This is a genomic window from Curtobacterium sp. MCBD17_034 (assembly GCF_003234515.1).
In the GTDB taxonomy this organism is placed as follows: domain Bacteria; phylum Actinomycetota; class Actinomycetes; order Actinomycetales; family Microbacteriaceae; genus Curtobacterium.
Window position 1 is genome coordinate 22,909 of record NZ_QKTN01000010.1, and the last position, 12,637, is coordinate 35,545.

A 12,637-nucleotide genomic window follows, 5' to 3' on the forward strand; every position below is an offset into this window, starting at 1 on the left:
TGGCGGCCTGCGGTGGCCGGGGAGCGGTCCGGTCAGGCGGACAGGCTCGCTGCGAGTGCGTCGATCGTCCGCGCCGGTAACGCGCAGACCATGTCGTGACACACGTAGGCCGCGGGGGCGAGCGCATCGCGGTCGACGAACAGCTCGAATCCCGCAGCGGCGAAGGCACGGGCCTGCTCGGGTGTCACCACCGCGACGAGCGTGCCGGGACGTCGCTCGGTCAGCGCCCGTCGGGCCATCGGGTCGTCGGAGCGCTCGACCACCGCGACGACCTCGCGACTCGGTCGAGCGAGCTCGAGCGCGAGCGCGAGTGCATCGGCGTGGCCGAGGGGTTGCCGCAGTCCGTCGTTCGCCCGGCCAGCGACCAGCTGAGCGGCGATCGAGCGGTACCGGGAGTCGCCGGTCAACTCCGCGAGGCGGGCAGCTGCACCCGCGAGTCCCATCGAGCCGCTCCGCAGCGCCGTCTGGGGTTGCTCGCCGGCATCGGTGCCTGCGGCCGCGAGGACCGGATCCGCACCCACCACCACCCGAGCCCGGCCCGCGTCGTCGAGCGTGACGGCATCGTCGACGATGCTCCGCGCCGCCATCGCGTACCGGGCTTCTCCGCTGGCGAGCGCGAGCTCGGCCAGCCCCTCGGCGAACAGCCCGATGTCCTCGAGTGCGGGCCCCGCGGCGGAGGGACCCCGGGGCGTCGAGGACCGGATGACGACCGCACCGTCGCGGACGTGTGTCGCGAGGAGATGGTCAGCGGCGCTGCGAGCGTCCTCGATCATGGTGGGATCCGCGAGCGCCGCCCCGGCGATCGCGAGGGCACGGATGGCGAGTCCGTTCCAGCCGGTGAGCACGTGGTCGTCGAGCGGCGGCGGGTCGAGCCGAGCGCGACCCGCGGCGTCCTCGCGGTACCACGCACCCTCGACGCGTCGGCCGTCGATGGTGCTCTCGCTGTCCTGCGCCGCGACGAACACACCGTCCGCCGTCCGCAGCACGGCGTGCAGGAACCGGGCGATGCCGCGCGCGAGCTGCGGGGCGATGCCGTCGGGGCGATGTCGGGCGAGGGCACCAGCGGTCGCGAGCAGCCCCGCGTTGTCGTACAGCATCCGCTCGTAGTGCGGCACGCTCCAGTCACGCCGGGTGGCGTAGCGGAAGACGCCGCCGTCGAGGGGGTCGAGGAGGTCGGACCCGGCGATCGCGGTCAGGGTTCGTTCCGCCAGGTCGAGCGCCTGCCCGTCGCCGTCGGCACCGGCATCGACGAGGAACTCGAGCAACGGCGCGTTCGGGAACTTCGGGGCCGACCCGAAGCCACCGAACTCCCGGTCCTCGGCCTCCGCCAGTCGGTCCACGACCGCGTGCACCGCCGACGGATCCGGGAGGGTCGTGGCGAGGCCGCCCCGAGCCTCCGAGCCGGCGTCGTCCGCGCCGCCACCCGCCTGTGACTGTGCAGTGATGGCGGCGGCGATGCCGTCGGCGTTCTGGTCGACCTCGTCCCGCCGGTCCGTCCAGGCCTCGCGCACCGCGCCGAGCACCTGCCGGAACGAGGGGTGCCCCTGCACGGGTTCGGGCGGGAAGTAGGTGCCCGCGTAGAACACCCGGCCCCCCGGTGTCATGAAGACGCTGAGCGGCCAGCCGAGGTTCTGGGTGAACGCGCTCGCGCCGATCATGGCGCTGGAGTCGACGTCCGGGCGCTCTTCGCGGTCGACCTTGACCGACACGAAGTCCCGACGGAGTTCGTCGGCGATCGCCGGGTCGGAGAACGACTCACGGGCCATGACGTGGCACCAGTGACAGGTGGCGTAGCCGATCGACACGAACACGGGGACGTCGCGCTCCGCGGCCTCGGCGAACGCCTCCGTGCCCCACTCCCGCCAGTCCACGGGGTTGTCGGCATGGGCTCGCAGGTAGGGACTGACGGCGGTGCCGAGACGGTTGTCGCTCATGGGCCCAGCCTTGCACCGAGGCCGCGCGCGTGGTCCCAGGCCGTCCCGGCTGTGGAGAGTGCCCGCTTCCGGTTGACGTTGTGGACGTCACGCAGGGAATCGAGGAGGGCTGCCCCCGGTGCCCCGTCCGATCCTCGGGGCACCACGCTGTCGGTACAGTCGCCCTGTGCCGACTGCGGATGACGACGGGGACGCCCTCGACGCGCAGCTTGCCCCGCTGCACCCCCGTACGCCTGCGCGCATCCGGGAGTGGTTGCTGCCGTCGGTCCTGCTCGGCCTCGCGGCGGCGGCGGTCATCGTCGGTGTCGTCACGATCGGTGCGCGCGGCGGGCTCCACGCGCTCGGATGGGCCACGGTCACGGCTGCCGTCCTGGTGATCGTCGACGCCGTCACGCTCGGTGCGCTCGGTCATCGCGCCTGGCTTCGCCTCACGCCTCGTTCGGTCGGGGTCTACCTGCGCTTCACGGTCTCCTCGCGCGCGGGCGTCGTCGCGGTCGCGTTGGTCCTCGGTTCGCTCGCTGGCCTCGGGATCGTTCTCTACCCGGCCGCGGTCATCGGGGTCTCCGGCCTCCGCGCCCGCCCATTGCCGCTGGCGCGCGAGGCGGCCGAGCTCGAGCGTCGGCTCCGTCGGACCACCACCCGAGCAGCCCTGCTCAACGCCGTGATCATGATCGTGCTGCCGGTGACCCTCGGCCTCATCGTTCGGGCCCAGAGGACCGCTCCGAACCTCATCGAGCAGGCCTGGACCGTGCAGGCCGTGATCCTCCCGGCAGTGGGGCTCGCGCTCGGGGCGTGGGCACTGCTCCGCCTGCGCGCGTCGGACACCCGCGCGCACGTGGAGGACGCGCCCGACCACTGAGTGCCGATCAGGAGGCACCGAACGGCACGAACGACCGAGCGGCCCGCGCCCAATCCGTGGCGAGCCCGCCGACGTCGAGCGCGGCGAGGGTGTTCATGAGCATCCCGAGGCCGATGAAGGTCTTGACGGGCACGTCGTCCATCCCCGACCGTTCGGCCACCGTGTTCCACAATCGGCCGAACGCGTCCTGCATCGCCGCCCGGACGGTCGGGTCGGCGCACGCCGCGAACCCCTGCATCTGCAACAACAGCCGGTCCCGGTCGCCGAGGAGTTCGACGTATGCGTCGCCCATCGCCGTCAGGGCCTCGGCACCGGTGCGTCCCGCTGCCGCAGCGACCATGCCCTCGGTGAGGCGGTCGCAGGCGGCGACGACGACATCGATGAACAGGGCGCGCTTGTTGCCGAAGAGCCGGAAGACGTACGCCTCGCTGATGCCGACCTCGCGCGCGATGGTGTCGATCGACACCCCGTGCAGTCCCGAACGGGCGAACGCCACGGTCGCTGCTCGGCGGATCTGATCGCGTCGTTCGTCGGCGGTTCCGCGACCGGCCATGGCGTCCTCCTGGAGTCCGTGCTGTCACTTGTGTGAGTGGTCGCTCACACGTAGGTTGTAAGTGACCACTCACAGTACCGTGGAGGAGCAGCGATGGAACAGAACGAGCAGGCGGAACACGTCGTCCACGTGTCGGGCGGCAGCATCCGGGGGACCGCCGAACACGGCATCCGACGGTTCCTCGGCGTGCCGTACGCCGCCGCTCCGGTCGGCCGGAACCGACTCCGACCGCCGCAGCCGGTCGTCCCGTGGCAGGGCGTCCGCGACGCCACCGTGTACGGCCCGACGGCGCCGAAGGGGAGCTACCCGGCGCCCGTCGTGCCGATCCTGCCCGAGGTGACGATCCCCGGCGACGAGTGGCTCAACTGCAACGTCTGGACGCCAGTCGGCGCGGACCGCCTCCCCGTGTTCGTGTGGATTCACGGCGGGTCGTTCCTCCAGGGCTCCGGCTCGCTGCCGGAGTACGACGGCACCGCATTCGCCCGCGACGGCATCGTCTGCGTCACCATCAACTACCGGCTCGGTGCCGAGGGATCCCTCGTCACGGCGGACGGCTCGCCGAACCTCGGCATGCAGGACCAGGTCGCCGCGCTCCGATGGGTTCGGGACGAGATCGCGCGGTTCGGCGGTGATCCCGACCGGGTCACGATCGCCGGGGAGTCCGCCGGTGCAGCATCCGTCGCCACCCTGCTCACGATGCCGTCCGCACGCGGCCTCTTCGCCGCGGCCGTGATCCAGAGCGGTGCCGGCAGCCAGCTGCTCCCGGTCGAGGAGGGACGGGCACTGACCGACGCGCTCGCGGCGGACCTCGGGATCCCACCGACCACCGCGGCGCTCGCCGCAGTCCCGTCCGACACGCTGGTGGAGGCCGTGAGCGGCGTCGTCGCCCGCGCCAGTGCCGGCGGATGGGGATCGATCCCACGTGGTGGTGTCCCGTTCGCGCCCCTCATCGACGGTGACCTGGTGCCACTGCGACCCGTCGACGCGGTCGATGCCGGCATCGCCGCGGACGTTCCCGTCCTGCTCGGGACGACGCGGGACGAGTACGAACTGTTCGCGCGGCCCGCGGGACTCGTCGGCGCGACCGACGACGCGGGGCTCCGTGCCGCTGCCGAGCGGTGGGGGCTGCCAGCGGAGGGCCTCGACGTGTACCGGCGGACGCGACCCGGTGCGACGTCGGGCGAGCTGCTCGTGGCGGTCGGCGGCGACCAGCGGTTCCGGATGCCGACGGTCGCCCTCGCGGAGGCGCTCGCGTCGCGTGGCGTGGAGCAGAGCGCCACGACAGCAGCGCAGGGGTCGTCCGGGACCTGGATGTACCGGTTCGACGCCGTGGACGCCCGCGACAACGACGGCCTCGGCTCGTGCCACGCCGCGGACACGCCCTTCGTGTTCGAGACGGTGACGCTTCCGGAACTCGCCCCTCGGATCGGACCGCATCCGTCACAGCGGGCCGCGCGCACCGTGCACGACGCCTGGGTGACGTTCGTGCGTACCGGGCGCGCGCCGTGGCGTCCCTACGACCTCGATCGGAGGACCACCGCCCTGCTCGCGGAGACGATCACCGAGGTCGACGACCCGGACGGCGACGAGCGACGGGCGTGGAGCGCGGCATCACTCGCGTAACGACAACAGCGTGAGCGCGGCGTCCTCGGGGCCGTAGTCGAACAGGCGCTCGAAGAAGGGATCGGCGGCCCACGGGACGTCCCCGTCGGCGGGTGTCGACTGCGCCACCTCGACGAGCCAGTCGACCTCGGGCAGGACGGCGTCCTCGAACCGGGGCGGTTGCCAGCCGAGGGTGCGGGCGGCCGAGGTGTCGAGCACGACCGGCGAGGGCGTCCACCACGGACTGCGGCCCGTGAACGCGGAGGCTTCCTGGTCGAGCAGGACCTCCTCCCACCGGTGTCCGAGGTGTCCGGCGATCGTCCGGACGATGTCGAGGACTGTCGGAGCCGGCTCGTCCGCGACGTTGAGGATCCGGCGATCCGGCGCGTCGGCGACGAGGTGCACCAGGCTGGCGACACCGGCCGCGGCGGTGGTGTGGTCGATGCTCATCCCGCCGTCGGCGAGGGCGATGTGGGGCCGATCGTCGAGCACCCGCCGGACCACCCACCATTCGCGCGGCCGGCCGATCCCGACCCCGTACACCTTCGACGGACGCAGGACCGTCACCGGGGCGCCGTGGTCGAGCAGGACCTGTTCCGCGGCCACCTTGTTCGCCGCGTACCCGTCTCGGGAGGTCGGGTCGCCCTCGCCCGCGGGGACGGTCGGGTGGGCCTCGGTGATCGGCACCGGGAACACCGGACGTTCGAGTGAGTTCGCGTGGCGACCACGCTCGTCGACGTACACGGCCTTCGTCGAGAGCAGCACGGTCGAGGCGACGTCCGGGAGGTACGGGGTGAGTTGCCTGGCGTCCGTGGCAGTCGCCGCGACGCCGTCCACGAGCAGATCCGCCCCGGCACGGAGGACGTCACGGAGCAGCGCCCCGTCTCGGCGGTCACCCGGGACGAAGCGTGCACCACGGGCGACGAGCGCGTCGGCAGCCGCACCACCCCGTCGCGCCACCACGTCGACCTGCCAGTCGTCGGTCGCGTCGAGCAGCTGCAGGACGATCGCCGACCCGATGCCCCCGGTGCCGCCGAGCACCACTGCGCGGCGCGCGCTCATCGTGCCGCTCCCGGTGCCATGTCGTAGGTGATCCACGGTGTGGCCGTGGCGTGGGCGTCGTACAAGGACCGCGCCGTCGCGTTGTCGGCAGCGGTGATCCATCGGACCACGGACGCACCCCCGTCGGCCGCGACCGACCGAGCCCGGTCGAGGAGCATGCGGCCGAGCCCGAGTCCGCGGTGCTCCGCGGCGGTGAAGAGGTCGTCCAGATAGAGCCCGAGTGTCGCGCTGGAGGGCCGCGCGAACCAGCGCAGGTCGGCCAACGCGCCGAGGGTCCCGTCCGGCCTGGACGCCACGAGGCCGAAGAGTCCGTGGTCGCCCCGGACGATCCACTGCCAGGTCCGGTCCACCACCGCGTCGTCGTGGTCGAGGCGGTAGAACGTGCGGTACCCGCGGTAGAGCGCCCGCCACGGTGCCTCGTCCTGGGGCTCGACCGGGCGAACAGACCAGGTCGTGGTCGTCGTGCTGTGCATGGCGTCACGGTATCCCGTGCCGTCCCCACGGTCGGACCGCTGCCCGGTCCCTGTGGACCGGACCGGGCCTCCCGGCCGTCGGGAGGGGGAGCGAGCCACGGGCAGGATCAGGAGGCGACCGGCTCGGGCGCCCGCGACCAGTCCGCCAGGGAGCCGTCGTAGACCTGCACGTGGTCGTGACCGAGGACCGTCAGGGCCAACGCGTCGACGCAGGCGGCGGTACCGACACCGCAGTAGGTCACGACCTCGGGGGCGTCGAGCACGCGGGCGAAGACCGTCGACAGGGTCCGCGGGCGGAGGAAGGCGTTCGTGTCCTCGTCGATGACCCGGTCGATGGGGATCGCGGTCGTCCCGGGGATGAGCTCGGGTACGGCGGGACCCAACGCGCGCTCGTCGGCGGCGCACACCAGGGCGGCTGGCTCCGACCCGTCCACCGCGCGCTCGACGCGGTCGCGGTCCGCCCACATCGGTCGCTCCTCGGTCGCGAGGAACGTCGACGACCGCGGAGCGAGCGCCCCGAGGCGGATCGGGCGCCCCTCACGCGACCACTTGCCGAACCCGCCGTCGAGCACGGCCACGGTGTCGAAGCCGAACGAGCGGAACAGCCACCAGAGCCGCGAGGCCCACTCGCCCTGGGCGGCGTCGTAGACCACGACGGTCGATCCGTTCGAGACGCCGAGCGCCGAGACGGCGCGCTCGAACCGCGCAACGTCCGGACGGGTGAACGGGACGGCCGCTCCGGGAGCGCTGAGGTCGTCGACGAGATCGGCGAACACCGCACCCGGCACGTGGCCGTCCTCGACGTACGCGTCGTGCGCGGACTCCCAGCGGGTGCCGCGGCCGATGCCCGACGTGCGCACGGTCGCGTCGATCACCACGAGGTCGTCCGACCCCAGGTGGTCGGCGAGCCACTGGGTCGACACCAGGGGCGACGTCAGGAGCGGGGACATGCCGACAACATAACCCGCACCCACTGACGCTCCACAAGCTCCGGCAACACGCCGAAACGCGGGGTCATCCGGCGTCGTGGACGCTCGGACGACCCCGCGTCGTCAGCGGCGACGAGCGCCGGGAGTGTGATCAGTGCGCGGCGGTCGGGATCGAACCCGTGATGTCCGACGACGCCGCCTGCAGCTTGGCCAGGCGCACCCGCTGCCGGTTGATGATCAGACCGCCCGCCAGTGCCACGAGGACGAGCACGCCCGACGAGATGAAGAACGCCGTGTGGTAGCCGTCGAGGGCCGCGCGGGCCTGGTCGAGCTGGCTGCCCTTCGTCCCGGTGAGCTGGTCGCGCACGACGTCGGCGAAGATCGTCGACAGCAGCGCGGTTCCGATCGACCCGCCGATCTGCTGCATCGTGTTCACCATCGCCGAGGCGACGCCGGCGTCCTGTCGGGCGACTCCCGAGGTGGCGGTGGAGAACGCCGACGAGAAGATCAGGCCCATGCCGAGACCGATGACGATGAGGCCCGGGAGCACGACGGGCGCGTACGCGCTGTCGAGCTGCGTCCGGGTGAGGAGCAGCAGACCGACCGCCGCGACCAGACCACCGATGAAGATGAGCACCTTCGGCCCGACGCGCGGGAGCAGGCGGGTCCCGAGGATCGTCGAGCTGAACATGATCGACAGCGGCATCGGCAGGAACGCCAGGCCGGTCTTGAGCGACGAGAACCCGAGCGTCTGCTCGAGGTAGTACGTCAGGAACAGGAAGATGCCGAACATGCCGATGGCGACGAGGCCCATGGCGAGCAGCGAACCGCCGCGATCACGGTCGAGCACGACGCGGAGCGGCATGAGCGGGTGTGCGACACGGGTCTCGATGAGGACGAAGAGCGCGATGAGGACCACGCCGGCGGCGAGGCAGACGTAGGTCAGGCCGTCGTTCCAGCCGTTGGTCTCGGCGTTCGAGAACCCGTAGACGATGCCGACCAGGCCGGCCGTGATCGTGACGACCCCGAGGTAGTCGATGCGGGGCCGCGGTGCGGCGACCGGACGCGGGATGAACAGCAACGCGCCGACGAACGCGAACGCCGCGATCACGAGGTTGACGTAGAGGCACCAGCGCCACGAGGCGTACTCGGTGAGGACGCCGCCCAGGAGCAGACCGATCGCGGCACCCGATCCGGCGATCGCGCCGAAGATGCCGAAGGCGCGCGCACGTTCCTTCATGTCGGTGAACGTCGTGGTGAGCAGCGACAGGGCCGCGGGTGCGAGCAGTGCGCCGAAGACGCCCTGGAGCGCGCGGGCGGCCACGAGCAGCCCGAACGTGCCCGCGAGGCCGCCGAGCATCGAGGCGAGGGCGAACCCGATGAGCCCGATGATGAACGTGTTCTTCCGGCCGAAGAGGTCCGCGAGTCGCCCGCCGAGCAGGAGCAGGGAGCCGAACGCGAGCGAGTAGGCCGTGACGACCCACTGGCGCTGGTCGGTGCCGAAGCCGAGGTCCTGCTGCGCGGACGGCAGGGCGATGTTCACGATGGTCGCGTCGAGCACGACCATGATCTGCGCGATGCCGATCACCGTCAGGACGATCCAGCGGTGGTCCTTCTTGTCGATGGGCGAGGGGTTGCGGACCCCGCCCTCGGTGCGGCGCGCCGCACCCGCGGTGCTCGTGGGCACCGCCCCGGTCGGCGTCGTCGCCGTCTGTTCTGACGTCATGATGGCGTCCTCCGTCACTCGGATGCAGTGGATGTGGAGGCGCGCACCGTCGGACGCCTCGCTCAGTGTAGAGCGAAACGGATGCGCCGCATCCGCTTATTCCCAGAAATCGGGATTAACGTTCCCGACATGCCCACCACGTCCCATCCGGACCGGGAGGCGCGACCACTCCGCGCGGATGCCCTGCGGAACCGAGAGCGCATCCTGGCCACCGCGCGACGGCTCTTCGCCGAACGAGGGCTCAGCGTGACGCTCAACGACGTCGCGCACGAGGCGGGCGTGGGCGTCGGCACGGTCTACCGACGGTTCCCCGACAAGCACGCCCTCGTGGACGCCCTGCTGTCGGCGAAGTTCGAGACCCTGTCCGCGCTGGTGGAGCGCGCCGCCGCCTGCCCCACCGGACGCGAGGCCATGCGCGCGTACCTGCTCGGCGCGCTCGAGTTACGCGCGAGCGACCGGGCACTGGCCGACGTGATCGTCCGGGCCCACCCCGCGTCGCCCGCGCTGCGACGGGACCGGGACCGGATCGACGCGGAGATGACCGCGCTCGTGGATCGCGCCCACCGCGAGGGCGCGCTGCGAGAGGGCTTCCAGGCGCGTGACGTGCCGATGCTCGTCGTCATGGTGGGTGCCGTGGCCGACCGGACCCGCGCCTGCGACCCGGACCTCTGGCGCCGGTACGGGCAGATGCTCATCGACGGGGTCTGTCCGCCCGCCGTCGAGTCGCCGCTGCGCGGGCGCCCCCTCGAGCGTCAGGAGCTCGAGCTCGCGCTGAACGCGGCTCCGGCCTGACCGCTCAGTGCCACCTGACCGCTCGGGGCCCCCTGACCGGTCAGGGTCCCCCGACCGCTCAGGGCCCCCGACCGCTCAGGACCCCCGGACCGCTCAGAGCCAGGACGAGAACCAGTAGTGCGACCGGACGAAGTCCCACGAGGTCTGCATCGCCGTCCACATCGGGTACCAGTACGCGGTGGCCGCGCTCGCCACGGCGAGGTACACGATCACCCAGACGATCGCCCGGGTCCGCCTCGGCCGGGGATCGTCCCGTGACCCGAGGAGCATCGCCAGCACGGCGGCCAGTCCGATGACGAGGTAGGGCTCGAAGGCGATCGTGTAGAACTGGAACACCGTGCGCCCGGCGTACAGGAGCCACGGCAGGTACCCGGCAGCCACCCCGAGCAGCACGTACCCGGCCCGCCAGTCCCGCCGACGCACGAACAGCACGAGCAGCACCACGGCCGCGATGACCGCCGCGTACCAGATGAACGGGTTCGCGATGTCGGTGATCGCGGCTCCGCACCGCTCCGACGCGCAGCCGTCCTGCCCGAGGTCCGTGCCCTGGTAGTACATGCTCGTCGGGCGCACCATGAGCAGCCACGTGAACGGGTTCGCCGCGTAGGCGTGCGGCGTGTGCAGGGTGATGTTGAAGCCGTAGATCTCGGTCTGGTAGTGCCACCAGTTCTGCACGCTGGTGGGGACCCACGCGAGCAGACCGGTCCAGCGGTGCCCGCCGTTCTGGATCCAGGTCCGGTCGTACCCGCCCCTCGTGAGGAACCAACCGCTCCACGACGCCAGGTAGACGACGGCCGCGACCGGCACGGTCAGCAGGAACGTGACCGGTCCCTGCCGGAGGACCGCGCTGCTGCTCCAGAACTCGATTCCCGCACGCCGCCGCATCATCATGTCGGTCAGCACGCTGTACACGGCGAAGAACGCCAGGAAGTACATGCCCGACCACTTCGTCGCGGTCGCCAGGCCACAGGCGAGTCCCATGGCGAACAACCAGGGCCGGAACCACAGTGACGGCCCCCAGAGGGTGCTCCGCCCCGCGTCCTCGCGGCGCGTCAGCCATCGATCGAGCCGCTGTTCCGTCCACCGGCGGTCGAGCAGGAGCGCCCCGAACCCGAGCAGGGCGAAGAAGCCGACGATGCCGTCGAGCAGGGAGACGCGGGACATCACGATCGCCTGGCCGTCGATCGCCATGAGGAACCCGGCGAGGGTGCCGACGAGGGTCGACCGGAACAGGGACCGGGCGATGACGGCGACGAGGAACACCGTCGCGATCCCCACGGCCGCGACCGTGATGCGCCATCCGACCGCGTTCGCACCGCCGAACAGGAGCTCGCCGAGCCCGATGAGGTACTTGCCGAGCGGCGGGTGTGCGATGAACTCCGCGACGTCGGTGTAGATGCCGGTGGCGCCGCCCGCGAACCGCTGGTCCGTCGTGGGGCCGTCGTTGCCCACGTCCGCCGGCCACGAGCCCTCGTACCCGAGGTGGACGATGGACCAGGCGTCCTTGACGTAGTAGGTCTCGTCGAAGACCAGGCTGTCCGGTCGGCCGATGTCCCAGAGGCGCAGGACCGCGGCGAGCAGCGTGACAGCGAGCGGACCCGTCCATCGCCAGATCGCGACCCGCGTCGACGTGGTGAGCACGCGTGCCCACCAGTCGTCGAGTCGTGATCCGCGGGGACGATCGAGGTCGCGCGGGGAGCCGCGTTCGGCCAGGTCCGTCGTCACCCCAGCATCCTAGGGAAGCGGCATCGGGCCTCCCGGGTCCGGATCCTGTGACGGTGGACAGGAGCGGCCTGTGGAGGACGAGGCGGATGGTGAGCGGTCGGTCGCCCGCGCGGGATGATGGACCGGTGATCGTGCTCGCGGCGACTCCCATCGGCAACCTCGGCGACGCCTCCCGGCGCTTGGTCGAGGCCCTCGCCAACGCCTCGGTCGTGGCAGCCGAGGACACGAGGACCGCCGTCCACCTGATGCGCGCCCTCGGTGTCGAGAACCGGCCGCGCCTCATCGCCCTGCACGAGCACAACGAGCGGGACCGTGCCGCGGAGGTCGTGGACCTCGCCCGCGACGACGACGTGGTCGTCCTGACCGACGCCGGCATGCCGGCGATCAGCGATCCCGGGTTTCCCCTCGTCGCCGCGGCGGCGGCCGCCGGCGTGACCGTCACCGCGATCCCCGGGCCGAGCGCCGTGCTCACCGCGCTCGCCGTGTCCGGGCTACCCACCGACCGGTTCGCCTTCGAGGGCTTCCCGACCCGCAAGCAGGGTGAACGGCGTCGCGTGTTCGCCGCGCTCGCCGGGGAACCGCGCACGCTCGTCTTCTTCGAGTCACCCCACCGCGTCGCGGACACCCTCGCCGACATGGCCGACGCGTTCGGTGCCGACCGCCCCGCTGCCGTCTGCCGCGAACTCACCAAGCTGCACGAGGAGGTCCGGCGCGGGCCGCTCGGCGAGCTCGCCGCCTGGGCGGCGGACGGTGTCCGTGGCGAGATCTGCGTCGTCGTGGCCGGCGCTCCGTCCGCGGAGGGTCCGGTCGACCTGGAGGCGGGGGTGCGGTTGGTCCTCGAGCGCGTCGCCGCCGGCGTCCGCATGAAAGAGGCATCGGTGGCGGTCGCGCAGGCCACCGGACTGTCGCGCCGCGACCTCTACGAGGGCGCGCTCGCGGCCCGCTGACGGGAGGCCCGTCCTCCACGTCCGCGCCCGGTCAC

General features: G+C 72.0%; 11 protein-coding genes. 4 read left to right on the forward strand and 7 right to left on the reverse strand.

Annotation, left to right across the window (positions count from 1 at the left end; translation table 11 throughout):
• Positions 1-32: 32 nt before the first annotated feature.
• A complete protein-coding gene (locus tag DEI92_RS14140; protein ID WP_111013953.1) occupies positions 33-1,934 on the reverse strand; it encodes a thioredoxin domain-containing protein in 1,902 nt (633 codons plus the stop codon).
• Between the two features lie 166 nt (positions 1,935-2,100).
• Between DEI92_RS14140 and DEI92_RS14145 the strand changes: the two genes are divergently transcribed.
• Entirely contained in the window at positions 2,101-2,793 is a 693-nt protein-coding gene (locus DEI92_RS14145) for a hypothetical protein (RefSeq protein ID WP_111013954.1), read from the forward strand.
• Positions 2,794-2,800: 7 nt separating this feature from the next.
• On the opposite strand, the gene DEI92_RS14150 is transcribed toward DEI92_RS14145, so the two are convergent.
• Entirely contained in the window at positions 2,801-3,346 is a 546-nt protein-coding gene (locus DEI92_RS14150; RefSeq protein WP_111013955.1) for a TetR/AcrR family transcriptional regulator, read from the reverse strand.
• 93 nt (positions 3,347-3,439) lie between these two features.
• On the opposite strand from DEI92_RS14150, the gene DEI92_RS14155 reads away from it, so the two are divergent.
• A complete protein-coding gene (locus DEI92_RS14155; RefSeq protein ID WP_111013956.1) occupies positions 3,440-4,969 on the forward strand; it encodes a carboxylesterase/lipase family protein in 1,530 nt (509 codons plus the stop codon).
• Here the strand turns inward: DEI92_RS14155 and DEI92_RS14160 are convergent.
• The 4 genes from DEI92_RS14160 to DEI92_RS14175 form a co-directional block, all read right to left on the reverse strand.
• The gene (locus DEI92_RS14160; protein WP_181434936.1) at positions 4,958-6,010 is read right to left on the reverse strand and encodes an NAD(P)-dependent oxidoreductase; all 1,053 of its coding nucleotides are present in this window, start codon (positions 6,008-6,010) and stop codon (positions 4,958-4,960) included. The genes DEI92_RS14155 and DEI92_RS14160 overlap by 12 nt on opposite strands.
• Positions 6,007-6,483, reverse strand: coding sequence for a GNAT family N-acetyltransferase (locus DEI92_RS14165; RefSeq protein WP_111011170.1), 477 nt, complete (start codon positions 6,481-6,483; stop codon positions 6,007-6,009). Before DEI92_RS14165 ends, DEI92_RS14160 begins: the two co-directional genes overlap by 4 nt.
• A 107-nt stretch (positions 6,484-6,590) precedes the next feature.
• Positions 6,591-7,433 carry a sulfurtransferase gene (locus DEI92_RS14170; RefSeq protein ID WP_111013958.1) on the reverse strand — a complete coding sequence of 281 codons (843 nt, stop codon included), beginning with the start codon at positions 7,431-7,433 and terminating at the stop codon, positions 6,591-6,593.
• Positions 7,434-7,563: 130 nt separating this feature from the next.
• The gene (locus tag DEI92_RS14175) at positions 7,564-9,138 is read right to left on the reverse strand and encodes an MFS transporter (protein WP_111011172.1); all 1,575 of its coding nucleotides are present in this window, start codon (positions 9,136-9,138) and stop codon (positions 7,564-7,566) included.
• 129 nt (positions 9,139-9,267) lie between these two features.
• Between DEI92_RS14175 and DEI92_RS14180 the strand changes: the two genes are divergently transcribed.
• Positions 9,268-9,930, forward strand: a complete 663-nt coding sequence (locus DEI92_RS14180) for a TetR/AcrR family transcriptional regulator (protein ID WP_181434938.1) — start codon at positions 9,268-9,270, stop codon at positions 9,928-9,930.
• Positions 9,931-10,023: 93 nt separating this feature from the next.
• Here the strand turns inward: DEI92_RS14180 and DEI92_RS14185 are convergent, their stop codons facing one another.
• Positions 10,024-11,655 carry a dolichyl-phosphate-mannose--protein mannosyltransferase gene (locus DEI92_RS14185; RefSeq protein ID WP_111013960.1) on the reverse strand — a complete coding sequence of 544 codons (1,632 nt, stop codon included), beginning with the start codon at positions 11,653-11,655 and terminating at the stop codon, positions 10,024-10,026.
• Positions 11,656-11,780: 125 nt separating this feature from the next.
• Between DEI92_RS14185 and rsmI the strand changes: the two genes are divergently transcribed.
• Positions 11,781-12,602 carry a 16S rRNA (cytidine(1402)-2'-O)-methyltransferase gene (gene rsmI, locus DEI92_RS14190; protein ID WP_111013991.1) on the forward strand — a complete coding sequence of 274 codons (822 nt, stop codon included), beginning with the start codon at positions 11,781-11,783 and terminating at the stop codon, positions 12,600-12,602.
• Positions 12,603-12,637 lie beyond the last annotated feature (35 nt).

What these genes read in the sequence shown, in the direction of transcription:
- DEI92_RS14140 (WP_111013953.1), bottom strand. Translation starts at nt 1,934, where the DNA reads ATGAGCGACAACCGTCTCGGCACCGCCGTCAGTCCCTACCTGCGAGCC.
- DEI92_RS14150 (WP_111013955.1), bottom strand. Translation starts at nt 3,346, where the DNA reads ATGGCCGGTCGCGGAACCGCCGACGAACGACGCGATCAGATCCGCCGA.
- DEI92_RS14155 (WP_111013956.1), top strand. Translation starts at nt 3,440, where the DNA reads ATGGAACAGAACGAGCAGGCGGAACACGTCGTCCACGTGTCGGGCGGC.
- DEI92_RS14160 (WP_181434936.1), bottom strand. Translation starts at nt 6,010, where the DNA reads ATGAGCGCGCGCCGCGCAGTGGTGCTCGGCGGCACCGGGGGCATCGGG.
- DEI92_RS14165 (WP_111011170.1), bottom strand. Translation starts at nt 6,483, where the DNA reads ATGCACAGCACGACGACCACGACCTGGTCTGTTCGCCCGGTCGAGCCC.
- DEI92_RS14170 (WP_111013958.1), bottom strand. Translation starts at nt 7,433, where the DNA reads ATGTCCCCGCTCCTGACGTCGCCCCTGGTGTCGACCCAGTGGCTCGCC.
- DEI92_RS14175 (WP_111011172.1), bottom strand. Translation starts at nt 9,138, where the DNA reads ATGACGTCAGAACAGACGGCGACGACGCCGACCGGGGCGGTGCCCACG.
- DEI92_RS14180 (WP_181434938.1), top strand. Translation starts at nt 9,268, where the DNA reads ATGCCCACCACGTCCCATCCGGACCGGGAGGCGCGACCACTCCGCGCG.